The organism is Streptomyces hokutonensis, assembly GCF_042751305.1.
Taxonomy (GTDB): Bacteria; Actinomycetota; Actinomycetes; order Streptomycetales; family Streptomycetaceae; genus Streptomyces; species Streptomyces hokutonensis_A.
In genome coordinates this window covers 666262-688344 of sequence record NZ_JBHYWD010000001.1, presented here as the reverse complement: position 1 = coordinate 688344, position 22083 = coordinate 666262, and the positions used below count along the sequence as shown (strand labels likewise).

The 22083-nt window shown below is 71.4% G+C and carries 21 protein-coding genes and 2 pseudogenes; 13 read left to right on the top strand and 10 right to left on the bottom strand.

Annotated elements, in window-relative coordinates:
• Nucleotides 1-31: 31 nt before the first annotated feature.
• Nucleotides 32-1186 (top strand): betaine/proline/choline family ABC transporter ATP-binding protein, encoded by a 1155-nt coding sequence (locus ACFXC1_RS03160; protein WP_381238010.1) that lies wholly within the window; start codon nucleotides 32-34, stop codon nucleotides 1184-1186.
• Nucleotides 1187-1201: 15 nt separating this feature from the next.
• On the opposite strand, the gene ACFXC1_RS03155 is transcribed toward ACFXC1_RS03160, so the two are convergent.
• The 4 genes from ACFXC1_RS03155 to ACFXC1_RS03140 are packed head-to-tail and all read right to left on the bottom strand — an operon-like array spanning nucleotide 1202 to nucleotide 4104.
• Complete coding sequence (locus ACFXC1_RS03155; protein ID WP_381238007.1) at nucleotides 1202-1777, bottom strand: hypothetical protein; 576 nt, start codon at nucleotides 1775-1777, stop codon at nucleotides 1202-1204.
• A 40-nt stretch (nucleotides 1778-1817) separates the two neighbouring features.
• Nucleotides 1818-2759 carry an ABC transporter substrate-binding protein gene (locus tag ACFXC1_RS03150; protein ID WP_381238004.1) on the bottom strand — a complete coding sequence of 314 codons (942 nt, stop codon included), beginning with the start codon at nucleotides 2757-2759 and terminating at the stop codon, nucleotides 1818-1820.
• Nucleotides 2756-3427: an ABC transporter permease gene (locus tag ACFXC1_RS03145; RefSeq protein ID WP_381238001.1), complete on the bottom strand. Its 672-nt coding sequence runs from the start codon at nucleotides 3425-3427 to the stop codon at nucleotides 2756-2758. Before ACFXC1_RS03145 ends, ACFXC1_RS03150 begins: the two co-directional genes overlap by 4 nt.
• A complete protein-coding gene (locus ACFXC1_RS03140) occupies nucleotides 3424-4104 on the bottom strand; it encodes an ABC transporter permease (protein ID WP_381237999.1) in 681 nt (226 codons plus the stop codon). Before ACFXC1_RS03140 ends, ACFXC1_RS03145 begins: the two co-directional genes overlap by 4 nt.
• Nucleotides 4105-4270: 166 nt before the next feature.
• On the opposite strand from ACFXC1_RS03140, the gene ACFXC1_RS03135 reads away from it, so the two are divergent.
• Nucleotides 4271-5053, top strand: a complete 783-nt coding sequence (locus ACFXC1_RS03135) for an ABC transporter ATP-binding protein (protein ID WP_381237997.1) — start codon at nucleotides 4271-4273, stop codon at nucleotides 5051-5053.
• Nucleotides 5054-5056: 3 nt separating this feature from the next.
• Nucleotides 5057-6367 (top strand): FtsX-like permease family protein, encoded by a 1311-nt coding sequence (locus ACFXC1_RS03130; protein WP_381237995.1) that lies wholly within the window; start codon nucleotides 5057-5059, stop codon nucleotides 6365-6367.
• A 53-nt stretch (nucleotides 6368-6420) separates the two neighbouring features.
• Here the strand turns inward: ACFXC1_RS03130 and ACFXC1_RS03125 are convergent, their stop codons facing one another.
• The gene (locus ACFXC1_RS03125) at nucleotides 6421-6993 is read right to left on the bottom strand and encodes a TetR/AcrR family transcriptional regulator (protein WP_381237992.1); all 573 of its coding nucleotides are present in this window, start codon (nucleotides 6991-6993) and stop codon (nucleotides 6421-6423) included.
• Nucleotides 6994-7185: 192 nt separating this feature from the next.
• On the opposite strand from ACFXC1_RS03125, the gene ACFXC1_RS03120 reads away from it, so the two are divergent.
• Together ACFXC1_RS03120 and ACFXC1_RS03115 are read left to right on the top strand one after the other, a co-directional pair.
• Nucleotides 7186-8043 carry an AAA family ATPase gene (locus ACFXC1_RS03120; protein WP_381239416.1) on the top strand — a complete coding sequence of 286 codons (858 nt, stop codon included), beginning with the start codon at nucleotides 7186-7188 and terminating at the stop codon, nucleotides 8041-8043.
• A complete protein-coding gene (locus tag ACFXC1_RS03115; protein WP_381237989.1) occupies nucleotides 8040-9395 on the top strand; it encodes a vWA domain-containing protein in 1356 nt (451 codons plus the stop codon). The genes ACFXC1_RS03120 and ACFXC1_RS03115 overlap by 4 nt, the downstream gene beginning before the upstream one ends.
• 14 nt (nucleotides 9396-9409) lie before the next feature.
• On the opposite strand, the gene ACFXC1_RS03110 is transcribed toward ACFXC1_RS03115, so the two are convergent.
• Nucleotides 9410-10114 carry an SDR family oxidoreductase gene (locus tag ACFXC1_RS03110; protein ID WP_381237987.1) on the bottom strand — a complete coding sequence of 235 codons (705 nt, stop codon included), beginning with the start codon at nucleotides 10112-10114 and terminating at the stop codon, nucleotides 9410-9412.
• 149 nt (nucleotides 10115-10263) lie between these two features.
• On the opposite strand from ACFXC1_RS03110, the gene ACFXC1_RS03105 reads away from it, so the two are divergent.
• Nucleotides 10264-11223, top strand: coding sequence for a pyridoxal-phosphate dependent enzyme (locus ACFXC1_RS03105; protein WP_381237984.1), 960 nt, complete (start codon nucleotides 10264-10266; stop codon nucleotides 11221-11223).
• A gap of 49 nt (nucleotides 11224-11272) precedes the next feature.
• Here ACFXC1_RS03105 and ACFXC1_RS03100 read toward each other — a convergent pair whose 3' ends face one another.
• From ACFXC1_RS03100 to ACFXC1_RS03090, 3 genes are all read right to left on the bottom strand, one after another.
• Nucleotides 11273-11632, bottom strand: coding sequence for a cupin domain-containing protein (locus ACFXC1_RS03100; protein ID WP_381239415.1), 360 nt, complete (start codon nucleotides 11630-11632; stop codon nucleotides 11273-11275).
• 245 nt (nucleotides 11633-11877) lie between these two features.
• Nucleotides 11878-12858 (bottom strand): pyridoxal-phosphate dependent enzyme, encoded by a 981-nt coding sequence (locus ACFXC1_RS03095; protein WP_381237981.1) that lies wholly within the window; start codon nucleotides 12856-12858, stop codon nucleotides 11878-11880.
• Nucleotides 12855-13652, bottom strand: a complete 798-nt coding sequence (locus tag ACFXC1_RS03090) for a helix-turn-helix transcriptional regulator (protein ID WP_381237979.1) — start codon at nucleotides 13650-13652, stop codon at nucleotides 12855-12857. Before ACFXC1_RS03090 ends, ACFXC1_RS03095 begins: the two co-directional genes overlap by 4 nt.
• 128 nt (nucleotides 13653-13780) lie before the next feature.
• Between ACFXC1_RS03090 and ACFXC1_RS03085 the strand changes: the two genes are divergently transcribed.
• From ACFXC1_RS03085 to ACFXC1_RS03070, 4 genes and pseudogenes are all read left to right on the top strand, one after another.
• Nucleotides 13781-14068: a MerR family transcriptional regulator gene (locus ACFXC1_RS03085; protein ID WP_381237977.1), complete on the top strand. Its 288-nt coding sequence runs from the start codon at nucleotides 13781-13783 to the stop codon at nucleotides 14066-14068.
• Between the two features lie 13 nt (nucleotides 14069-14081).
• Nucleotides 14082-14450 (top strand): hypothetical protein, encoded by a 369-nt coding sequence (locus ACFXC1_RS03080; RefSeq protein WP_381237974.1) that lies wholly within the window; start codon nucleotides 14082-14084, stop codon nucleotides 14448-14450.
• A 481-nt stretch (nucleotides 14451-14931) separates the two neighbouring features.
• Nucleotides 14932-15477: pseudogene (locus tag ACFXC1_RS03075) on the top strand (carbohydrate binding domain-containing protein); the annotation flags it as partial.
• A 19-nt stretch (nucleotides 15478-15496) separates the two neighbouring features.
• Entirely contained in the window at nucleotides 15497-16717 is a 1221-nt protein-coding gene (locus ACFXC1_RS03070) for a metallophosphoesterase (protein ID WP_381237971.1), read from the top strand.
• 160 nt (nucleotides 16718-16877) lie between these two features.
• Here the strand turns inward: ACFXC1_RS03070 and ACFXC1_RS03065 are convergent.
• Nucleotides 16878-17540, bottom strand: a pseudogene (locus ACFXC1_RS03065) (Sir2 family NAD-dependent protein deacetylase); the annotation flags it as partial.
• 81 nt (nucleotides 17541-17621) lie between these two features.
• Here ACFXC1_RS03065 and ACFXC1_RS03060 point away from each other — a divergent pair.
• The 3 genes from ACFXC1_RS03060 to ACFXC1_RS03050 all read left to right on the top strand — a co-directional run bounded on the left by ACFXC1_RS03060 (nucleotide 17622) and on the right by ACFXC1_RS03050 (nucleotide 22082).
• Nucleotides 17622-18197 carry an EF-hand domain-containing protein gene (locus ACFXC1_RS03060; RefSeq protein ID WP_381237969.1) on the top strand — a complete coding sequence of 192 codons (576 nt, stop codon included), beginning with the start codon at nucleotides 17622-17624 and terminating at the stop codon, nucleotides 18195-18197.
• Between the two features lie 283 nt (nucleotides 18198-18480).
• The gene (locus ACFXC1_RS03055) at nucleotides 18481-19014 is read left to right on the top strand and encodes a hypothetical protein (RefSeq protein WP_381237966.1); all 534 of its coding nucleotides are present in this window, start codon (nucleotides 18481-18483) and stop codon (nucleotides 19012-19014) included.
• Nucleotides 19011-22082 carry a M48 family metalloprotease gene (locus ACFXC1_RS03050; protein ID WP_381237964.1) on the top strand — a complete coding sequence of 1024 codons (3072 nt, stop codon included), beginning with the start codon at nucleotides 19011-19013 and terminating at the stop codon, nucleotides 22080-22082. Before ACFXC1_RS03055 ends, ACFXC1_RS03050 begins: the two co-directional genes overlap by 4 nt.
• Nucleotide 22083: the final 1 nt, after the last annotated feature.

Below are 22083 nucleotides of genomic sequence, written 5' to 3'. Positions count from 1 at the left end.
GGTGTCGGACCGGCGCCGTTAGCGTGAGGTCATGATCCGGTTCGAGCAGGTCAGCAAGCGGTATCCGGACGGTACGACGGCCGTGGACGGGCTGTCCTTCGAGGTGTCCGAGGGCGAACTCGTCACGCTCGTGGGCCCGTCCGGCTGCGGCAAGACGACGACCATGATGATGGTCAACCGGCTCATCGAGCCCACCTCCGGCCGGATCCTCGTGAACGGCGAGGACATCGCCTCCGTCGACCCGGTGCAACTGCGCCGCCGTATCGGCTATGTCATCCAGCAGGTGGGGCTCTTCCCGCACCGCACGGTGCTCGACAACACGGCGACCGTGCCGTCCCTGGTCGGCTGGAAGCGGGCGAAGGCGCGGGCGCGGGCCGCCGAGCTGCTCGATCTGGTGGGCCTGGACCCGAAGACGTACGGATCGCGCTACCCGGAGCAGTTGTCGGGCGGTCAGCGGCAGCGGGTCGGGGTGGCCCGGGCGCTGGCCGCCGATCCGCCGGTGCTGCTGATGGACGAGCCGTTCGGCGCCGTCGACCCCGTGGTGCGGGAGCAGTTGCAGGACGAGTTCCTGCGGATGCAGGCCACCGTGCGCAAGACGGTGCTGCTGGTCACGCACGACATCGAGGAGGCGGTGCGGCTCGGGGACCGTATCGCCGTGTACGGGCAGGGGCGGATCGAGCAGTACGACACCCCCGGCGCGGTGCTCGGCAAGCCGGCGACGCCTTATGTCGCGTCGTTCGTGGGCGCGGACCGGGGACTGAAGCGGCTGTCGGTCACCGCGATCGAACCCGAGGACCTGGAGCAGCCGCCGGTCGCCCGGGTCGACGAACAGGCCTCGCGGGCGGCCGAGCGCCTGCGGGTCGAAGGCGCGCGGTGGGCCGTGGTCCTCGACGAGCAGGGTGAACTGCAGGGGTGGGTCAAGGCCGACGAACTCACGGCCGGCGGCACGGTCGGCGAACGCGCGCACCGGATGAACGCGTGGGTGCCGGTGGGCGCCCCGCTGAAGCAGGCGTTCGGTGTGATGCTCCAGCACGACGCCGGGTGGGTCGCCGTGCTGGACGGGGCGCGCTTCCTCGGTGTGCTGACTCCGGCGAAGCTGCACGAGGCCTTGCGGCGCTCCGTGGACGCGGACGCACTCGGAGTGCCGCGCGGGCAGGTGGACTTCGACTCGGTGGCCGACGCGTGAGGGTCGCTTCGCGGCTCAGGAGTAGGTGATGGGGCAGCCCAGTCGCAGTGAGTGCTGGGCGGCTCGCAGGTACAGGGCCACGTAGAAGGCCGTGTCCAGGTCCTCGCTCCAGCGGCCCGGGCGGGTGGCGGCCAGTTCCTCCGCCTCGCCCTCCAGGAACCAGAAGGTGAGCGCGAGGTTCTCGGTCGCCTCCGGTACCTCGGCGGGCAACTCCAGGGCCGCCGCCAGTCGTTCGGCGAGGGCGAGCACCTGGGGCGCTCCCGCGATCACCGTCTCGTCCGCGTACGCGGAGCCGATCGGCAGTCGTATCTCCGCGTCGAGCGAGACCGGCACCAGCACCGTCCAGTCGCCGATCAACTCACGTTCCCCAGGCGTGAGTCGAGCACGGCAGAGCGCGTCGAAACCCTTCATGGAAGGGCTCAGTTTCTCCTCGAAGCCCAGCCCGTCCCGCTCAGGCGCGGCTGCGTACGGCGGCAGCCCTCGCCGGGCCAACTCCGCGTCGAGCCCCTTGGCGATCGCACCCATTCCCCCTTCCCCCGTGTCCTCACGCAGCCACTCTCCAACACCGACATCGATCAGATAGACACCCATGCCCGAACGGTACAAGCCACCACTGACAATCCTCCGAGCTTCACCTCAACAGACCCTTGTCCTTCAGATACGTCCGCGCCACGTCCTGCGCCAACCGCCGCCAGCTGTCGACCTGTTGATTCATCGATGCCAGGTCGGCCGTGGTGAGGACGTCGTTGAGCTTCCCCAGCGCCTTGGTCACGCCGGGGCTGCCCGCGCGGGAGCGGTTGACGACCGGGACGACGTAGTCGGCGTTCTGGAGGTGCTTGTCGTCGGCGAGGAGGACCAGGCCGAAGTCGTCGAGGGTGGCGTCGGTGGTCGTGGTCAGCACCATCTGGTCCTGACCGCTCTGCACCGCGCTCTTGGCCTGGGTCGTACCGACGCCCTTGGGATCGACGGCGGCGACGTCGATGCCGTAGGTCTTCTTCAACCCCGGTTCGCAGTACGGCCGTTGGACGCACTCGTCGCCCGCCGCGAGCCGCACCTTCAGTCCCGAGGCGCCGAGGTCGCTGAGGGTCTTGAGGTGGTGCTCGCGGGCGTACGAGCGGGCCACCGCGAAGGCGTTCTGGTCGACGGCCTTTCCGGGGTCGAGGACGGTCAGCCCACGTGGGGTGGCGAGTTGACGCAGTGCCTTCACCGTGGTGGCGAGGTCGGGTGAGCCGACGGCCGGGGCGTCGGGGCCGTTGGTCTTGGCGTTGAGCCAGTCGGCGAAGGTGGCCGCGTACTCGGGTACGACGTCGATCTGCCCTGATTCCAGGGCGGGTTCGTAGAGTTCGCGGTTGGCGACGGTGAGCAGGGAGGTCTTGTAGCCGGCCTGCTTCAGGAGCAGCGCGTACATCTGGGCGAGCAGGTCGCTCTCGGTGAATCCGGCCGAGCCGATGGTGAGGTGGTGGCTGTCGCCGGGTGGCTCGGTGACGGCGCCCTGGTTCTCCAGGGAGGGTCCGGTCGAGCAGCCGGTGGCGGCCAGGAGCAGCACGGCCGCCGCGGCCATGTGCCGCCTCATCGCGCTCCCCTCGCCCAGCGGGGGGACAGTCGCTCGGCGACCTCGAAGACGCCTTCGACGAGCAGGGCGAACACGGCGACGAGGATGGCTCCGGCGACCACCTGTGCCGTGTTGGCGAGGTTGAAGCCGGCCGTGATGATACGGCCGAGTCCGCCGCCGCCCGCCAGTGCGGCGATCGTGGCGGTCGCGACGAGTTGGACGGCCGCGATCCGTACGCCGTTCATCAACAGCGGCAGGGAGAGCGGCAGTTCGACGCGGAACAGCATCTGACGTCCCGTCATTCCCATGCCTCGCGCGGCCCGCACCACATCGCGGTCGACCTCGCGCATGCCGACGTACGCGTTGGTGAGCAGCGGCGGTACGGCGAACAGGACGAGGGCGACGACCGTGGGCCCCTCGCCCCACTTGCCGATCGGGGTCAGGAGCAGCAGGACCAGGACGGCGAAGGTGGGCACCGCGCGCCCGATGTTGGAGATGTTGACGGCGAGCGCGCCGCCCTTGCCGAGGTGCCCGAGGACGAGCGCGACCGGCAGCGCGATCAGACAGCTGATGACCAGGCAGACGACGGTGAGGACGAGGTGTTGTGCGAGCCGGTGCCAGATGCCGTCGTCGCCCGACCAGTGGGCGGGGTCGGTGAGCCAGTGCCAGGCGTCGGTCAGGGTGTTCATCCGCGCACCGCCCTGGTCCAGGGGGTGATGAGTCGTTGCACGAGCAGCAGGAGCAGGTCGGCGACGATCGCGATCACCACGCACAGCACGGACGCCGTGAGCACCTGTGCCTTGAAGTAGGTGTTCATGCCCGCGTAGATGAGGTTGCCGAGTCCCCCGAAGCCGACGATCGCGCCGACCGTGACCAGCGAGACCGCCGAGACGGTGGCGATGCGCAGACCGGCCATCGCGGCGGGGAGCGCTAGGGGCAGTTCCACGGTGAGAAGGAGGCGGATCGGGCCGTAGCCCATGCCGCGTGCGGCCTGTCGGGTCTCCTGGGGTACGGCGCGCAGGCCCGCGAGGATGTTGCGGACGAGCAGAGTGAGCGAGTACAGGACCAGTCCGGCGACGACGAGGGTGGCCGAGAGGCCGTAGACGGGCAGGAGCAGGGAGAACATCGCCAGGGACGGGATCGTGTAGAGGATCGTCGTGACGGCGAGCACGGGTCCCGCGGCCCAGCCCCAGCGGCGGGCCACCACCGCGAGGGGCAGGGCGACGGCCAGACCGATGAGCACCGAGATCGCGGTCAACTGGAGGTGCTGGCCGACCGCGTCGAGGAGGATGTGGCGGCGGGTGCTGAGGTATTCGCCGCAGATCCACTCGTTGCGGGCGAGGCAGTCGTCCGGGGGCGCGGTCACCTCACCATTGCATCGGGCGGGCCGTGGGGCGGCTCGTTCTGGTGACCCGTACGGGGTGTCGCTGGGTACACCCCGGGATACGGGTTCTGCGCCCAATGTGCCTTGGCCGTCCTCTCCGTAGCGTCGTCGGCGAGGCACAGGGCGTGCCGCACGGAGGGTGATGGCGATGTTTCGCACCGCACGACGGACACACGACAAGGGACCCGCCGCCGAGGCGCTGCGGCTGGTCAAGGTCAGTAGGACGTACGGCCATGACGACAGCGCGGTGACCGCGCTGGACGGGGTCACGCTGAGCCTGGAGCGCGGCACTTTCACGGCGGTGATGGGGCCTTCGGGGTCCGGCAAGTCGACGCTGTTGCAGTGCGCGGCGGGGCTCGACCGGCCGGACGGCGGGATCGTGATGGTCGACGGCGCGGAGCTGACGGGCGGAAGCGAGGCCGAGCTGACGAGGTTCCGGCGGGGGCGGATCGGGTTCGTGTTCCAGCAGTACAACCTCCTCGACACGCTCACCGTGGCGCAGAACACCGTGCTGCCGCTGAAGCTGGCCGGGCGGCGCGTCGACCGGGAGCGGGCCCGGGAGGTGCTGACGGCGGTCGGTCTCGGGGACCGGCTCGGCCACCGCCCCGACCAGCTCTCCGGCGGTCAGCGGCAGCGGGTCGCGATCGCCCGCGCGCTGGTCACCGAGCCTCGGGTGATCTTCGCGGACGAGCCGACCGGCGCCCTGGACACGCGCAGCGCACGGGACGTGCTGCTGCTGTTGCGGGAGGCGGTGCGGGTGCACGGGCGGACCGTGGTGATGGTGACGCACGACCCGGTCGCGGCCTCGTACGCCGACTCGGTCGTGTTCCTCGCCGACGGCAGGCTCGCCGGCCGGATGCACGCGCCGACGGTCGACGCGGTCGCCGAGCGGCTGGCGCACCTGGGCGACGACATGACGGTGGGGGTGTGAGCGATGTTCGTACTGGCGATGCGTTCGATCCGGCAGCGGCCGGGACGCTTCCTGGCGACACTGCTGGCCGCGTTCCTCGGCGCGACGATCATCATGACGTTCAACTCGCTGCACGACACGGCGGCACAGCACGGCATCGACTCGGTCAGCTCCGAGACGCTGTCCACGTCGGCGAGCGTCGTCGGCGGCTACGGCACCCTGCTGGTGTTCTTCGCGGTCGCCTCGACGCTGACGGTCAACGTGCGGCAACGGTCAAGGGAGTTGGAGACCCTGCGCTGCTCGGGGGCGACCCCGGCGCAGCTGAAGCGGATGGTCGTGGGTGAGGCGGTGGCCGTCGCCCTACTGGGCGCGATCCTCGCCGTCGGTCCGGCGATGCTCGGCGGACGGGCGCTGCTCGGGGTGTTCCAGGACAGCGGCCAGGTGGCGCGGTCCGTGGACTACTCCTTCGGTCCCTTCGCCCTCCAATCGGGCCTCGGCATCACGCTGCTCGCCTCGGCGGGCGCCGCGTTCCTGGCCGTACGGCGGGCGACGCGCGGACGCCAACAGCCGGGCCGGGCCCGGACGTTGCTCGCGTACGGCGCGCTGGTCGCGGGTGTGGTGTCGGTGTCGTCGACCTTCGCGTTCTCCGCGACGGACGCGGCGCTGATGGCGGCACCGGCGTACGGGGCGATCCTGCTCTCGGTGGGGCTGGCCCTGCTCGCCCCACGGTTGCTGAAGTGGGTGCTCGACCGGCTCCGACTGGCCGGCGCGAGCGGCTGGTTGGCCGTACGCAACCTGCGCGAGCGGGCCGACCAGCCGACCGGGATCCTGATGTCGCTGATCCTGTTCACGGCGGTGTCCACGGCGACGCTGTACATGCAGGCGGTGGAGAGCGACGCGGTGAAGGCCTCGGGGCTGACAAAGTCGGTGGACGCGAAGAACCTGGAGACGCTCAACTTCACGGTCGTCGGCATCATCGTGGTCTTCGTCTGCGTGATGCTGGTCAACTCGCTGTACGCGGCGACGACTTACCGCGCCCGGGAGTTCGGCGGCCAGCGGCTGGCGGGTGCGACTCCGGGGCAGGTGCTGCGCACGGTGGGCACCGAGACGGCGATCCTCACGGTCACCGGAGTCCTGTCCGGCACGGTCGCCGCGCTGGCGGGGATCATCCCGTTCACCATGGTCCGCACGGACTCGGTGGTGCCGCAGCAGGGGCTTGGGATCTGGCTGGCGGTCGTCGCGGTGGCGGCGACGGTGACACTGGGGACGAGCCTGCTGACGGCACGGCGGGTGCTGCGGACACCGGCGGTGGAGGCGGTGGCACTGGCCGCGTGAGCACAGCCGGTCCGGTCGGGGCAGTCGCTACGGCAACTGCCCCTGCCGCATGTCTACTTCACGCCCGCCGCGTCCAGCAGGACCGCCACGGTCCGCGTCGTCAGCCCGTCGTCAAGTGTCTCCACCTTGGCTCCGGCGCGGGCGCTCGCCCCGTCGAAGATCAGCATCAACTGGCGGGCCAGCAGGGCGGGATCGTGTGCGCCGCCCAGCTCGGCCTGTGCGCGGAGGGCCTCCTGCAACGTCTCCTTCGCGGCACGGGCGACCACACTCGCCGGATGTTCGGGGTCCTTCAGCTCGACCAGTGCGGCGAGAAAGGGGCATCCCATGTACTCGGGCTGGGTCGAGGCCTGCTCCACCTGCTCGAAGACGTACAGGATGCGCTCGCGTGGCGTACCGGCGTCGTCCGGGCCGGGCATGAGCCGCGCCGCGTAGCCGGGGGCCCGGCGTTCCAGGCTCGCGGCCAGGACCTCGTCCTTGCTGTCGAAGAGCTGGTACATCGACCGCTTCGAGACTCCGGCGGACCGGCACAGGGCCTCGACGCCGATGGAGATGCCGTCGCGGTAGAAGAGCTCGGCCGCCGCGTCGAGCAGCCGGTCTCGGGGGGACGCCCTGTCTGTCGTGGCCATACTGCGAGGTTACCGCGCCTGAAGCCAAGAGGAAACCGATCGGTATACAGGCTTGCGCGACGGCCCGATCACGGGTGACAGTGGAGGTGAACAAGCGCTTAGACATGTAGCCGGACTTAGACATGCAGCTGGATGTCGATGCACCATCCGTCCTCGATGCAGTGCACCGCCCTCGATCCGCCGGAGGCCCCGTTGTTCCGTTCCGTCGACGAAGTCGCCGCGCGCCTCGCCGAGACCGGCTATCTGGCCTCGCCCGCCGTCGCCACGACCGTGTTCCTCGCCGACCGCCTCGGCAAGCCGCTCCTCGTCGAGGGCCCGGCCGGCGTCGGCAAAACGGAGCTGGCGAAGGCCGTCGCCGAGGTCGCCGGCGCGGAGCTGGTCCGGCTCCAGTGCTACGAGGGCGTCGACGAGTCCCGTGCGCTGTACGAGTGGAACCACGCCAAGCAGCTGCTGCGCATCAGCGCGGGCCGCGACGAGAGCTGGGACGAGACCCGCACCGACATCTTCAGCGAGGAGTTCCTGCTCCCCCGCCCGCTGCTCACGGCGATCCGCGGCGACGCCCCGAAGGTCCTGCTGATCGACGAGACCGACAAGGCGGACGTCGAGGTGGAGGGCCTGCTGCTGGAGGTGCTCAGCGACTTCCAGGTCACCGTCCCGGAGTTGGGGACCATCACCGCGACCCGCCGCCCCTTCGTGGTCCTCACCTCCAACGCGAGCCGCGAACTCTCCGAGGCCCTGCGCCGCCGCTGCCTGTTCCTCCATATCGGCTTCCCCGACGAGGAGTTGGAGCGTCGGATCGTACGGCTGAAGGTGCCGGGGCTCGGTGAGGCGCTGGCCGAGTCGGTGGTCCGGGTGGTCGGGGCGCTGCGCGAGATGGAACTGCGGAAGGTGCCGTCGGTGGCCGAGACCATCGACTGGGCCCGCACCCTCCTGGCCCTCGGCGCCGACACGCTCGACGAGACGGTCGTACGGGACACCCTCGGCGTACTCCTCAAGCACCAGGACGACATCCTCAGGGCGGCGGCGAAGCTCGACCTGGACGCGGTGTGACCGCCACCGGTGTCGCCGAGCGGCTGACGGGCCTTGTCGCGGCGCTGCGCGCGCACGGTCTGCGGATCGGGACCGGCGAGACCGTCGACGCGGCGCTGGCGATGGAGGCGCTCGGGTTCACGGACCGGGAGCTGCTGCGCGAGGGACTGGCCGCGACACTGCTGCACGGGACGGCCCAACGCCCGGTGTTCGACCCGGTCTTCGACCTCTACTTCCCGCGCGGCATCGGCGCACCGCAGGGCGAGCCCACCGGCCGCGACGACCTGCGCGACCGGCTCGCGGCGGCGCTGGCCGCCAACGACCGGGCTCTGATGGGGCAGTTGGCGGCGGAGGCCGTCGACGGTTTCGGCGGCTACGGCAACTCCCCCACGACGGACGGCTGGTCCTCGCACCAGACCCTGGAGTGGCTGCGCCCGCAGACGCTGCTGGCCCGGGTGCGGACGAGCATCCGGGCGCAGGGCGGGGACACGGGGTTCACCGACCGGCTGCTGGACGACGAGATCCGGCAGCGCATCGAGGGCTTCCGGCGGCAGGTCGCCGGGGAGGCGCGGCGCCGGGTCGCCGAGCGGCGCGGCCGGGACGAGATCGCCCGCCGGGCGGTGGCGCCGACGGCCGACCGCGTCGACTTCCTGTTCGCGGGCCGGGCCCAACTGGCCGAGCTGCGCAGGGCTGTTCAGCCGCTGGCCCGGAAGCTGGCCACCCGCCTCGCCGCCCGTCGGCGCCGCGCCTCCCGGGGCACGATCGACCTGCGGCGCACCCTGCGCGGTTCGCTGTCCACGGGTGGGGTGCCGATGCGGCCGGTGCTGCGCAGGCGTCGGCCGGTCCGGCCCGAACTGGTGCTGCTGTGCGATGTGTCGGGCTCGGTGTCGGGCTTCTCCGACTTCACGATGCTGCTGGTGCAGGCGCTGCACGACCAGTTCAGCAAGGTCCGCGTGTTCGCCTTCGTCAACCGCCTCGACGAGGTGACCCCGCTGCTCGCGCACGGCACGGCCGACCCCGAGGGCCTGGGCGCCCGCATCCGCGCCGAGGCCACCCTCACCGGCTGGCACGGAAGCAGCGACTACGGCGTCGCCCTGGGCGAGTTCGCCGAGCGCTACGGCGACGCGGTCGGCCCGCGCACGACCGTGTTCGTCCTCGGCGACGCCCGCACCAACATGAGCGACCCGAATCTCCCGGCCGTCCGGCACATCGCCCAACGGGCCCGCCGCGTCTACTGGTTGAACCCCGAGCAGCGCTCCCGGTGGGGCACCGGTGACTCGGCCGCGCCCGACTACGCGGAACTGGTCGAGATGCACGAGTGCCGGAACGCGAAGCAACTCAGCGCGCTGGTCGGCCGGTTGCTGCCGATCTGACCGGACGGTTCCGACTAGGCGGTCGCCAACTGCGGGTAGAGCGCCCCGCCTTCGGCCGACAGCCCGGCCTTCACCTGCCGGGTCAGGTCGTCGGCGAGTACCTCGAAGGCGCCGGCCTCGATGCCGTCGAGGGCCTGTGCCGCCACGCTCTCGGGAGTGGACTTGGGCCCGTCGACATGCGCGGCCATGTCGGTGTCGACGTAGCCGACGTGCAGTCCGGTGACCTCGATACCGCGCGGCTTCAGGTCCAGGCGCAGGGAGTTGGTCTGCGACCAGAAGGCGGCCTTGGACGCGCTGTAGGAGCCGGCGAGGCCGACCCAGGACAGCACCGAGTGGAAGTTCAGGATGTGGCCGCCGCCGTTGCGCTCGATGATCGGCACGAAGGCGCGCGTGACGAGCAGCGGGCCGTAGAAGTTGGTCTCGAACTCGCGGCGGATGTCCTCGACGGGCGAGTCCAGGAAGTTCGCGCTCACGGCCGCGCCCGCGTTGTTGATCAGGATCGTGACGTCCTGCGCCTGCTCGGCCGCCGCCGCGACGGACGCGGGGTCGCTGACCTCCAGCGCCAGCGGTACGGCGTCGGGGTGGGTGACGGTCTTCGGGTCGCGGGCGGTCGCGTACACCTTCTTGGCGCCGCGCTCGTACAGGGCCTCCACCAGTGCGCGGCCGATGCCACGGCTGCCGCCGGTGACGAGGACGACGGAACCTTCGATGTTCGTCATGGAGATCTCCGGGATGAGGGGATGCCGTAGAGCATCCGACACAGAGTGGAAACCGATCGGTTCCCTCACGCCGACCACAGTAAACCGATCGGTTTCCAAGAGCAAGCCCGACCGCCGGTGAACTTCCGGAGCGCGCGATGATGTACGCCATGAGCGACCCCCGCGTGGAACTGGCCACCTTCCCCACCCCCGTCGAACCGGCGCCCCGGCTGGCCACCGCGATCGGGCTCGGCCCGGACGACCTGTGGATCAAGCGCGACGACCTGACCGGCCTCGGAGGCGGCGGCAACAAGATCCGCAAGCTGGAGTGGACCGTGGGTGCGGCGCTGGCCGAGGGCGCGGACACCCTGGTCACCACGGGCGCCCCGCAGAGCAACCACGCCCGCCTGACGGCCGCCGCCGGAGCCCGGCTGGGGCTTGCCGTGGTGCTGGTGCTGCGCGGATCGCCGGGCGTGTCGCGCTCGGGGAACCTCGCCCTCGACGGGCTGTTCGGCGCCCGGATCGCCTGGGCGGGCGAGGTGGACCAGGCCGGACTCGACCGGGCGGCGGCCGAGGTGTGCGAGCAACTCCGCGCCACCGGCGCCAGCCCCGCGTTGATCCCGTTCGGCGGTTCCAGCGCGCTCGGCGCACGCGGGTACGCACGCTGCGGCGAGGAGCTGCGCGGGCAGCTCCCCGATCTCCGCACCGCCGTGGTCGCGCTCGGCTCGGGCGGCACGATGGCGGGGCTGGTGATCTCGCTCGGGGTGGCGGCGGTGCTCGGCGTCGACGTGGGCGCACTGCCCGAACCGGCCGCCGCCGTAAGCGAGTTCGCCGGTCTGACCGCACCGGACGGACTGCGGATCCGACGCGACCAGGTCGGTGACGGGTACGCCTCGCTCACCGCGCCGACCGCCGAAGCGCTCACCCTGGCCGCCCGGACCACCGGGCTCGTGCTCGACCCGACGTACACGGGACGGGCGATGGCCGGTCTGATCGCGGCCGTCCGGGACGGTGACATCAGGCCGGGCGAGCGGACCGTGTTCGTGCACACGGGCGGGCTGCCCGGCCTGTTCGGGCACGGGGAGGGCGTCGCGTACGCGGAGGGGCAGGTCGTCGAGTACCGGGCATGACATACGCGCCCGGCGGGTGCGGTGCCGCGAGGCGCGTATGTCCGGAGGGCTACGGAGCCTTCGCGTAGTCCGTGGCCATGCCGCCGGCGAAGTCGTACACGATCACCTGCTCGTCGCCGACCACCCACGCGTCATGTCCCGGCGGACACACGAAGACGTCACCGGGGCCCACTTCACTCTCTCCGCCGTCGTCCATGCGGAGATGCATCCGCCCCTGGACCACATAACCGTTGTGATGGATCTCGCAGCTCTTGGTGCCCGCGATCGGGGCCACGGACTCGGACCAGCGCCAGCCCGGTTCGAACGTGCCCACCGCGAAGTCGAGTCCGGTCAGGTGGACCGCTTCGAGGTGGCCGCGCGGGAAGTCACGCCGCTCGTCCGGCTTCTCGACCGTCTTCACTTCCAGCATGACGGCTGCCTCCATTCCGGCCGCGCGCAGCACGGCCGGGGCCGGTCTCCGTCTCCCGGCGACCCCGAACGGCACCGGCGCTCCGGCGGGGGCCGCGCCCCACCACTCCATCGTCTTCCTGCCCACCCGGGAGCGCCATTCGGGGGAACGGCCGCGGGGCCCGTCCGGCGGGTCAGGTCACAGGAAGTGGGCGCGCCCGCGGCTGCGACACGCCCCGCCGGACCGGCCCCAGGTCACGGTCACTGTCACGCCGGGCCGCTTCCGCACAACTGCGCGAAGCGCTCGGCGCCGATGTTGCCGCCCGAGACGATCAGCCCCACCCGGCCGGTGACCGGGCCCGCGCGCCCGGCGAGGAGTGCGGCCAGCGGGGTGGCGCCGCTCGGCTCGACGACGATTTTCAGCCGCTCGAAGGCGAACCGCATCGCCTCCTTGATCTCCTCGTCACTCACCAGCGCGATCTCGTCGACCAGCCGCCGGTTCACGGAGAAGGTCAGCTCACCGGGCGTCTCGGCCGCCTGCCCGTCGGCGATGGTGCGCGGCACCGCGATGGTCACGCGCCGACCCGCCTCCAGGGACCGCTTGGTGTCGTCCCCGGCCTCCGGTTCGACGCCGACCAGGCGGGTGCCCGGGTGCAGCCCCTTGACGGCGGTGGCCGTCCCGGCGATCAGCCCGCCACCGCCCACGGGCGTCAGCACGGCGTCCAACTCCCCCACTTCCTCTACGAGTTCGAGTGCCGCCGTGCCCTGCCCCGCCATGACGTGCGGGTGCTCGTAGGGCGGGATGAGGGTTAGTCCGCGCTCGGCCGCCAGGGCTTCCCCGATGGCCACCCGGTCGCCGGTGTAGCGGTCGTAGGTGACGATCTCGGCGCCGTACCCCGCGGTGGCGGCCAGCTTCGAGGCCGGGGTGTCCTCGGGCATGACGATCACCGCGGTGGTGCCGAGTTCGCGGGCGGCGAGGGCGACGGCCTGGGCGTGGTTACCGGAGGAGTAGGCGGCGATGCCCCGGGCCAGTTGCTCCGGGGTCAGCCGGGAGGCCGCGTTGTAGGCGCCGCGGAACTTGAAGGCGCCGATCCGCTGGAAGTTCTCGCACTTCAGGAACACCTCGGCGCCGACGAGCTCGTCGAGGGTGCGCGAGCGCAGCACCGGTGTGCGGTGGGCGACACCCTTGATCTGCGCGGCGGCGTCACGGACGTCGTCGAGGGTGATGGGCGGGGTGGTGGTCGTCACGCGGATCCTCCATCGGGAGCGGAGTCGGCGGGGCCGCCGGATGTGGCAGGGGTGCCGGTCTCGGCGGGGGGTTCGGTCTCGGCGCGGGAGCCGGTCTCAGCGCGGGAGCCGGTCTCAGCGCGGGAGCCGGTCTCAGCGCGGGCCTGGGACAGGTAGTTGTAGGCGGAGGCGCGGGAGATGCCCAGCCGGGCGGCGACCTGTTCGACGGCCCGGCGCACGGCGAAGACCCCGTGCTCGTCGAGGCTGCGGAACAGCTCCAGCCGTTCGGCGCGGCCGAGTTGGACCCAGGTCCTGCTCTGCCGCAGCTGATGGGCGTCGACGATGGCCTCGACCACGGAGTCGATGTCGTTGCCGAAGGTGGTCGTACCCGACGCCTCGCCCGTCCCGGCCCCGACTCCCCCGCCGATCCCGGCGAGCACGGCCTGCGCCTGCTGTACGGCGGTGACGTCGACGTTGACGCACAGCGCGCCGAACACCGCGCCCGTCGAGTCCCGCAGCACCATCGTGGAGGACTTGAGCAGGTGGCCGCCCTTGGTCCGGGTGAGGTAGTTCAACTCGTCGCCGGCCTCATCCCCGCGCGCCAGCACCCGCAGCCCGATCTCACTCATCGCGCCACCCACCGAGCGCCCGGTGACGGCTCCGGCGACGGCGACCACGGACTTCTCCGGGTGCCGGTAGTCGTGCAGCACGACCTCGCAGACCGGCCCGAAGGTCGCCGCGATGCCCTCGACGACGGACCCCAACGCACCGATGATCGCGTCTCGTTGGGCATCCAGGGCAGGGTTGCTGTCCACGCTTCCCCTCTCCCGAACCTAGACAGACAGTCCAAACACTATACTCAGATTCTACCCACGCGGACTTTGCAGGCTGTTCCCTTGCCGACGAGGGCGTCGTCACGCCCACCGGCCTCACCGGGGGCGGCTTGCGGCAGTACGACGTGCACGCCATCGCCCGGCTCGAACTCGTGCGGACCCTGCGCGACCCGGGCGCAGGCCTGGACGACATCCGCCGGGTACTCGGCGCCGAGACCACGCTGCACGACCTGGCGGTCACTCATCTCCGCCTGGTCGAGGACCAGTTACGGCAGTTCCGGGCGCGCTCGGCCGTGCTGCGGACCATCGTTCGGCAGCACACCACGACGGAACGGGTGAGCCTGATGCACAAGCTGGTGTCGATGTCCGACGACGAACCGCGACCGGCTCATCGGTGAGTTCTGGGACTACGTGACCGAGGGCCTGGACGTCCATCCCTCCTCCATCGAGCAGCTGCACGGCAGACGGCCGCAGCTGCCCGAGGAGCCGTCCACCGAGCATGTGGAGGCCTGGATCGAACTAGCCGGGATCGTGCGGGACTTGCTGGAGGACACCGTCTCCCGCCGGGCGATCGCCCCCCGCTACGGCGACCCCGCCGCCGGTGTGCGCGACATCGCCGACCGCGCCAGGACGGGAGAGGAGTCGGCCCGGCGGTTGCCGGCAGACGTATTCACCGGCCTGGGCGCCGTGCTGGCCCGCGCCTGCTGGACTTCGGCGCGACCGCCCTGGTCGTCGGGGGCTCAATGGCCCGCTCCTGGGACCTCGTCGCCCCGGCGCTGACCGCCGGTCTCGGGGTCGGGGGCTGGACACCGGACGACTCGCGTGCCGAGAGTGCGGCCGGGCTCCGACCCCCTCGCGCAATGAAATCCGCCGACCCCGCGGGCGACGCCGCGCTGGTGGGCGCGGCCCGCGCGGCGGCGTTCAGAGACTCTGGCTGAACCTCCGCAGCAGGCGGTGCGTATCCATCCGCAGGAACAACTCCGGTCTCTGCCACGGGATGTGACGTAAGGAGAGCGCCGTGCCCATACCGCCCGTGTCCGACTCGGGGGACGACCGCACCGCGCTGGAACCCATTCGCGTACTGCGCCCGCGCAGCACCGCCGCGCTGGCCCAACTCCTCGACGACATACGCCAGGACGAGCACTACCGCGGCCACGCGACCGAGACCGTACCTGTCCCGCAGACCCCGCCCGACGGCGAGACGGAGGAACTCCCCGCGGTCCGCCCGCGCTTTGGACCCGGTCAGCGCCGGGCGGCCGTAGTGATCGCGGTCGCCGCGGCGGCGGTCGCCGGCTTCGGCTGCTCCCTCCTGATCCCCGGCGCCACCAAAGCCACCACCCCGCCCGCGTCTTCGGCGAGCGCGTCGACCGCTCCGACGTCCGCAGCCCCGAGCGCAGTTGGGATTCCCGACGTGCTGACGAACCCCGGCTTCGAGTCGGGCGCCGTCTCACCGTGGAACTGTGCCGGAAACCCGGGCTCGATCGTCTCCTCCCCCGTCCACTCGGGCTCCAAAGCCCTTAAGGGCACGGTCAGTTCGAGCGACACCGCGCAGTGCGACCAGACCGTCACCGTACGGCCGAACACCACCTACTCGCTCAGCGGATGGGTCCGCGGCTCCTACGTCTACCTGGGCGTGAACGGCGGCACTTCCACCTGGACCAATTCCCCCGCCGGCTACAGCCCCCTGACCGTCTCCTTCACCACGGGCCCGTCCCAGACCAGCGCGACGATCTACGTCCACGGCTGGTACGTGCAGGGCGACTACTACGCCGACGACATCACCCTGGGCGTGTCCGGTGGCGGCGGCCATACCTAGAGTGGGAGGCGTGACCGACACCAGCGAAACCCTCCCCGCCGACAGCGAGGCGCACGCTCCACGGCGGAGCCCACTGCTCCGCCTGATGCGCTACCTCCCCCTGATCGCACCGGTCCTGCTGTGGGCCGTGCCCTGCGGGGTGCTGCTGTACACCGGCCAGCACTGGCCGCTGCCCGTGACGCTCGCCGGCACCGCCCTGTTCGTCCTCGGTCTGGTCGGGATGCCGCTCGCGATGGGGCGCGGTCACGGCCGGCGTCAGCAGGATCGGGCGGCGATCGTCGGTGACACCCTGCTGGGCGGCAGCTGGATCCTGTTCACCTGGTCCGTGCTGCTCGGCATCCTGCTGCGGCTCGCCCTGACCCTGGCGGGCGTCGGCGAGAGCCAGGACCGGGCCCGTATCGTCGCCTGGGCCGTCCTCGGCACCACCGCCGTACTGCTCGTCTGGGGGTACGCCGAAGCCCGCCGCGTGCCGCGCGTGCGCCGCCTCGACGTCCAACTCCCCCGGCTGGGCGCCGGGTTGGACGGCACCCGGGTCGTCCTCATCACCGACACCCACTACGGCCCGCTCGACCGCGCCCGCTGGTCGGAGCGGGTGTGCGAGACCGTGAACACGCTGGAGGCCGATCTGGTCTGTCACACCGGCGACATCGCGGACGGCACGGCCGAGCGCCGCCGCGCCCAGGCGGTCCCGCTCGGTACCGTGCGAGCCGCCAAAGCCCGGGTCTACGTCACCGGCAACCACGAGTACTACAGCGAGGCCCAGGGCTGGGTCGACCTGATGGACGAGCTCGGCTGGGAGCCGCTGCGCAACCGCCATCTGCTGCTCGAACGCGGCGGCGACACCCTCGTGGTGGCCGGCGTCGACGACGTCACCGCCGAGTCCTCCGGCCTGGCGGGCCACCGCGCCCACCTCGCCGGCGCCCTGGACGGCGCCGACCCCGACCTGCCCGTCATGCTTCTGGCCCACCAGCCCAAGTTCGTCGACCGGGCGGCGGCCGCGGGCATCGACCTCCAGCTGTCCGGCCACACCCACGGCGGCCAGATCTGGCCCTTCCACCACCTGGTCCGCCTCGACCAGCCCGCGCTGGCCGGTCTCAGCAACCACGGCGACCGCACCCTCCTCTACACCAGCCGAGGCACCGGCTTCTGGGGCCCGCCGTTCCGCGTCTTCGCCCCCAGCGAGATCACCCTGCTCGTGCTCCGCTCACCGCAGGCGGCCGTCGCGCTGTAACCCCAGTCAACGCACCCTCCATCGCGGTTTTCAACGCCGCCGGCGGCAGCTCAAGAGCCGACGGCGGCGCCCCGTCGCCCCCCTCCCCTCCCGGCATACGCGAGGTCCTCTGAACCCCGCTTCGTTCAAGGCCGTCATCCAGACCTGTTCCTCGGCCCGCCGGCCCGCCGACCGGGATGCCGAGTCGTCGGCGACGGCCGTCAGGGCCGTTCCCAGCGGCAGCGCGACCCGGATGCACGCGTGCGGGCCGCCCCGGCTGGGGTCCCGGTTGACGATCGGCACCGGCTTGCCCTCCTGCGACGCCTGACGGACGAACCGCAGCCTGGACACCGCCGTCAGCGACGAGTCGAGGATCAGCAGCGCGGTCCGCTGGTGGACCGGCCGTCGGCAGTGCTCGACGCGCTGTGGAGGAACCGCCTCACTGAAGAACACCACGTCCGGTTCGAGCACGCCCCCGCAGTCGGCACACGACACGACGCGGAAGTCCCCGACCTGCACGTCGGTGAGGTCAACGTCACCGTCCGGGTTGATCCAGGCGGCGACCGGGTCGAAGCCCGGGTCCTCGGCCTCCAGGCGCCGGGCGAGTTCACGGCGCGGGCTGACGGCTCGGCAGGAGAGGCACACGACCCGGTCCCGGCTGCCTTGGAGTTCCACGACGTCCTCGCTGCCTGCGGCCTGGTGCAGGCCGTCGACGTTCTGGGTGATCACGCCCGGGACGCGGGCGTCGCGGGCGAAGGCAGCCACCGCCAGGTGTCCCGCGTCGGAGCGGGCCCGCCCGAAGGCGTCGGCCCGAGGGGCTGCACGCCCAGTACCGGCGCACGGCGCACTGGGCGGGCTCGCGGGCGCACGGGCACCCGCCGCGGTGAGCGCGAGCGCCGTTGCGGGGCGGCCGGCCGCGGAAAGCATGTCCTCAGTACTGCGCGTGAGGAGACATGTGATGTCCAGCGAGTTCCAGCGGACCAAGCTCCAGGCCATGTTCGAGGCGTTCGACGCGGACGGCAACGGCTATCTGGAGGAGGCGGACTTCGTGGCCCTGGCGGACCGCTGGGGCCGACTGCCGCGAGTGAGAGAGGGATCGGAACTGGCCGTGCGCGTGGACGGCGTACTGAGGGGCTGGTGGCAGCATCTGTCGGATGCCGTGGACACGGACCGGGACGGCCGGATCGACCTGGACGACCTCCTCGCCATGGTGGACCTGCTGCAGACCATGCCCGAGGCCGTCACCGCCACCGCCGACACCATCTTCGACGCGGTCGACGAGAACGCCGACGGGCGTATCTCGCGCGGCGAGCACCAGCGTCTCGTCGACACCTGGCACGGACGGCCCGTGGAGACCGGCGGTGCCTTCGACCGGCTCGACCAGGACGCCGACGGCTACCTCAGCCGCCCTGAGTTCGCCGCGCTGTGGACCCAGTTCTGGACCAGCGACGACCCTGCCGAACCCGGCAACCTGATGTGCGGCCCGATCGGCGCCGGGTGAGGCACCGACAGCGGCCGTCCAGAGCCGGCCGCGGCGAACCGCCCGCCTGACCGCGTTCAACCCGCTGGAACGGCTGAACCGGAAGACCGAACGGCGGCCCGGGTCCATCCCCTACACCACCGCAACGCACATCACTGTCTATTTGCTGATATTCACGGCGTATTACCGCAATTCCCCTAGCGTCAGGCGGCATAGGAGCTGAGCGGACGGTCCGTGTCAGGGACGCGTCTGCGGGGTCTCGTGGTAACTCCGGTCTGGGGGTGGCGTGAAGACATCACGTCGTGTGTACGACTCCGAAGCGGTGGACGTGGCGGCAGTGGCGCGGGCAATGCTCGATCGGGCCGCCTGCGTGGCACCGGAACGGGTCGCCGCCGAACGCCGGGCGTTCGACATGCTGTGCGCGGCCTACTTCAGTGATCCGCAGCAGGCGCTGGCGCCCTGCGCCGAGGCGCGCGGAAGCGGGCCTCTCGGGTTCGGCGGGCCGGATGCGGAGCAGTTGCTGACGCCCGTGTTCCTGGCTGCGGCGTCCGCTGTGGGGGCGTATCTGGGTGACAAGGCGGTCGGCGCGTCACGGGATGTGATCCGCAGGATGTTCGCCCGACCGACCGCCGACGTCTCCGCGGAGGAGGGAGCGCGGGATGCCGGTTCGGCGGGAGAACCGACCGAGGTGGTGCGGCTGGAGCCCGAGCAGTGGCGCGAGGTACGGCGGATCGTGCTGCGCACGCTGGTTCGCCACGGTGGCATGCCGCAGGACAGAGCAGAGCTCATGGCCGCGGCGGTGGTGGGTGATGGGCTGGCTGGGGAGATCCCGCAGTGACCGAACGTGCAGGGGTCTTCGAAGGCATGGCTCCCAACGCGGTTCCGCCCGGTCCTGCCACGGTGCCGGGGCGGCTACTGCGGGCCAGAACGGATCTGCGGTTCGCGGTCCTGGTGAGTGCGGTGCTGGCGTCCAGTGTCGTGGCGTTCGGCGTGGTGTGCGCCACGCTGCCGTCCTCCGAGCGCCTTTCCCGGGTTCAGGTCAGTCCCTGCTTGGCCCGGATCGATCCGGCGACCGCCTGGATCGTTGAGCGGAGTGACCGTCTGAACACACAGATCACGATGGCCAACGCGTGCGAGCGACCGTACTTCCTGCACGAGGCCGGGTGCATCGCGACCGGGCTCATGGCCGAAGCGGCCGTCGCCGTCCTGCTGTACGCGCTCCACCCCTGGTGGCCGCGGCTCAGGCGGCGGCCGACCTCGCGCGGCGAGTCCGGATCGCGGTGGCGCCGGGCCGGAAGCTTTCGTCTGCCTCAATGGTCCGGGAAGGTCCAGCTGACCGGGGACGACAACGCCGACGTGCTGGAGGAACTGAACTCTCTGGCCCGCGCGACGGGGCTGTCCCAGCTTCCCCTCTGGCTGGTCGATCCCTACGCGACCACGACGGGCGGCCGGGCGTACGGTCTGCCAGGACGTCCCCGGATCTGTCTCGACGTGGGGCTGCTGGTCCGCTACGACCTGGACCGGAACGGTTTCCGCGCCGTCGTCAGACACGAACTGGCCCACCATCGCCATCGCGATGTCGGCCGCACCTATCTGACGGTCGCGCTCTGGTGGTCGTTCGTCGCGACGGCACTCGTACCCTGCGTACTGCTGTCGGTGTATCCGGGGGCGCTGCTGAATGCCGGAGGTGCAGACGGCCCGCTGGGCACCACCTCGCCGGGCGGCGAGGCGAAACTGGCGTACCGGCTGGTCGCCCTGCTGGTGCTGAGTGTCACTGCCTACCTGGCCAGGAACATGATCCTGCGTGCACGGGAACTGCACGCCGACGCGGTCGCCCACTCCTGGGGCTCCCCCCGGAGCTCCCTCCCCCGGATGGTCGCCGAGCTGCCTTGGCCGTGCAGGCGCGCGGCGTGGCGGTGGGTTCCGGCCGGATGGATGCGCTGGGCAGCTCGTGCCGGCACACATCCCAGTCCCGGTCAGCGGGTGGCTGCAATGCTCGACCCCGTACGGCTGCTGCGCACCGGTGGCTGGGAGATGGCCGGAATCGGACTCCTGACCGGCCTGGTCCTCCACAATCTCGCACTGCTGACAGGGAATGTCACCGGTCGCTTCGTCACGGTGGGCCTGACGCTGCTCGCGCTGCCCGTCGGTGTCGTCGCCACGTTGGCACTGGCCTCGGCACTGGTCGCAACGGCGGGCCGCCACACGCCGGTTGCCCCGGAGACGGCCCGTTCCCGGTGGGACGTCGTCGTCCTGCCGGCCGCACTCACGGGCGGCATGGTGTGCAGCGGGAAGATCTCGCTGGGAACAGCCGACCTGACGGCGGTCAACCCGACCCTCGGCCAGTACGCGCTGATCGGTCTCGTCCAGCTGGCGATCCTGCTCCCGCTCGCGCTGTGGACGCGGTCGGTGCGCCGCCGTGTTTCCCCGGAGGAGTCGGGTGTGCCCCGTGGGCTGCGCCGACGCGCGATCGTCACCACGGCCGGGGCCGTCTGGGGACCGCTCGTGGCCCTGTGCAACAGCCTTCAGCTGGACCCGGCCGTCCTCACGACGACGCCCCTGCACGCGGTACCGGCCGCCGGCCGGACGATCGGCTGGTACTCCGCTCTGACCGGCGGCCTCGCCGACGCCTACTTCTACGTCCCGCTCACTTTCGTCCGTGCCACGCCCTTCCTACCCGTCGGACTCGTCCTCGTCTGGGCGGTCCCGCTGCTGCTGCTCTACCGGCGGCGCGGGTCCCTCGCCGCGACCGAAGGCGTCGGGAGAGCTCTGGCGGTCGGCATGATCGCGGGCCTCGCGGCGGTCGCGGCCGGGATCGCTCTGCCCTATGCCGCCCGGAGCGCGCTGCCGTCCGAGGTCCGCCGGATCGCCGACCCGTCGGCCGTCCTGGGGACCCTGCCGTTCTCCGTCGTGCGCGCGAGCACGTACCTGGCGGTCACCGCCTTGCTCCAGGCGGCAGCGGCGGCGGGGACCGCTCTAATCTGCCGCAGGCTGCGGCCCGTGCTGGTTCCGCTGGCCGTGACCGTGACCGCGGTCCTCGGCACTCTGGGCTTCTACGTCAGCCATGGGACATCCCTGTGCGTCGCCGTCACCGGCGTCGCTCCGGACGTCTGCGGCGCGAGGGAGTTCATGCCCGATGCCGACGTGGCCTTCCATCTGCACGAAGTCGTCGCCTGGGGAGTGGTCGCCTCGGTACCCGCCGGACTGCTCGGCGCCGCGGTCGCGGCACTGTCCGGACACCGTCGGCGACCGTCGGACGGTGAGGAGGACACCGCGCGTGGGGAAACCCGCCGCCCGGCGCTCCTGCCGACGACGCTGGGGCTCCTGGCGGCGCTTCCTCTCGCGGGCGCGGCTGCGGGGGTTCCACAGGACTACCTCATCTGGCGACCTGCTGCTCCCGCGGTGGCCGCGCAGCCCCCCATGAACGGCCAGGACGCCCCAGGCTCGTCCGGCCGGAGGAACGACCCCTGTCTCCTCGGTGGTTGGCGTGCGTTCCCGGCCAGGCAGCGTGTACGCGTCGACGGGAGCAGGGTGTGGCTGTCCGGCGAGGGCGGCACCTGGACGTTCCGGCCCGACGGCACCCTGGTCATCGACTACGGCAAGGGCGTCTCGGAGGCGGCAACTCTCCACGGCCGCCCCGTGGTTCTTCACGCGAGTGGCAGCGTCACCACCCGGTACCGGACGGCAAACGGCAAGATCGGCTATTACAGTCCGGCCCTACGCCACCCCGGCGAGCTCAGTCTCCGGGTGGGCGAAACCTACGTCGTCCGCGAGAAACTCACCGCGTCCTTCTCCCCCGATCGCTTCCGCTGCGGAGGCAAAGCCGTTCATCTGACGCCCGTGTCTCCAACGACCGACTCTCCCTACGAGTTGACTCTCACCCGGCTCCCCTCGAAACGGAACTGAA

What these genes read in the sequence shown, in the direction of transcription:
- ACFXC1_RS03160 (WP_381238010.1), top strand. Translation starts at nt 32, where the DNA reads ATGATCCGGTTCGAGCAGGTCAGCAAGCGGTATCCGGACGGTACGACG.
- ACFXC1_RS03155 (WP_381238007.1), bottom strand. Translation starts at nt 1,777, where the DNA reads ATGGGTGTCTATCTGATCGATGTCGGTGTTGGAGAGTGGCTGCGTGAG.
- ACFXC1_RS03150 (WP_381238004.1), bottom strand. Translation starts at nt 2,759, where the DNA reads ATGAGGCGGCACATGGCCGCGGCGGCCGTGCTGCTCCTGGCCGCCACC.
- ACFXC1_RS03145 (WP_381238001.1), bottom strand. Translation starts at nt 3,427, where the DNA reads ATGAACACCCTGACCGACGCCTGGCACTGGCTCACCGACCCCGCCCAC.
- ACFXC1_RS03135 (WP_381237997.1), top strand. Translation starts at nt 4,271, where the DNA reads ATGTTTCGCACCGCACGACGGACACACGACAAGGGACCCGCCGCCGAG.
- ACFXC1_RS03130 (WP_381237995.1), top strand. Translation starts at nt 5,057, where the DNA reads ATGTTCGTACTGGCGATGCGTTCGATCCGGCAGCGGCCGGGACGCTTC.
- ACFXC1_RS03125 (WP_381237992.1), bottom strand. Translation starts at nt 6,993, where the DNA reads ATGGCCACGACAGACAGGGCGTCCCCCCGAGACCGGCTGCTCGACGCG.
- ACFXC1_RS03110 (WP_381237987.1), bottom strand. Translation starts at nt 10,114, where the DNA reads ATGACGAACATCGAAGGTTCCGTCGTCCTCGTCACCGGCGGCAGCCGT.
- ACFXC1_RS03105 (WP_381237984.1), top strand. Translation starts at nt 10,264, where the DNA reads ATGAGCGACCCCCGCGTGGAACTGGCCACCTTCCCCACCCCCGTCGAA.
- ACFXC1_RS03100 (WP_381239415.1), bottom strand. Translation starts at nt 11,632, where the DNA reads ATGCTGGAAGTGAAGACGGTCGAGAAGCCGGACGAGCGGCGTGACTTC.
- ACFXC1_RS03060 (WP_381237969.1), top strand. Translation starts at nt 17,622, where the DNA reads ATGTCCTCAGTACTGCGCGTGAGGAGACATGTGATGTCCAGCGAGTTC.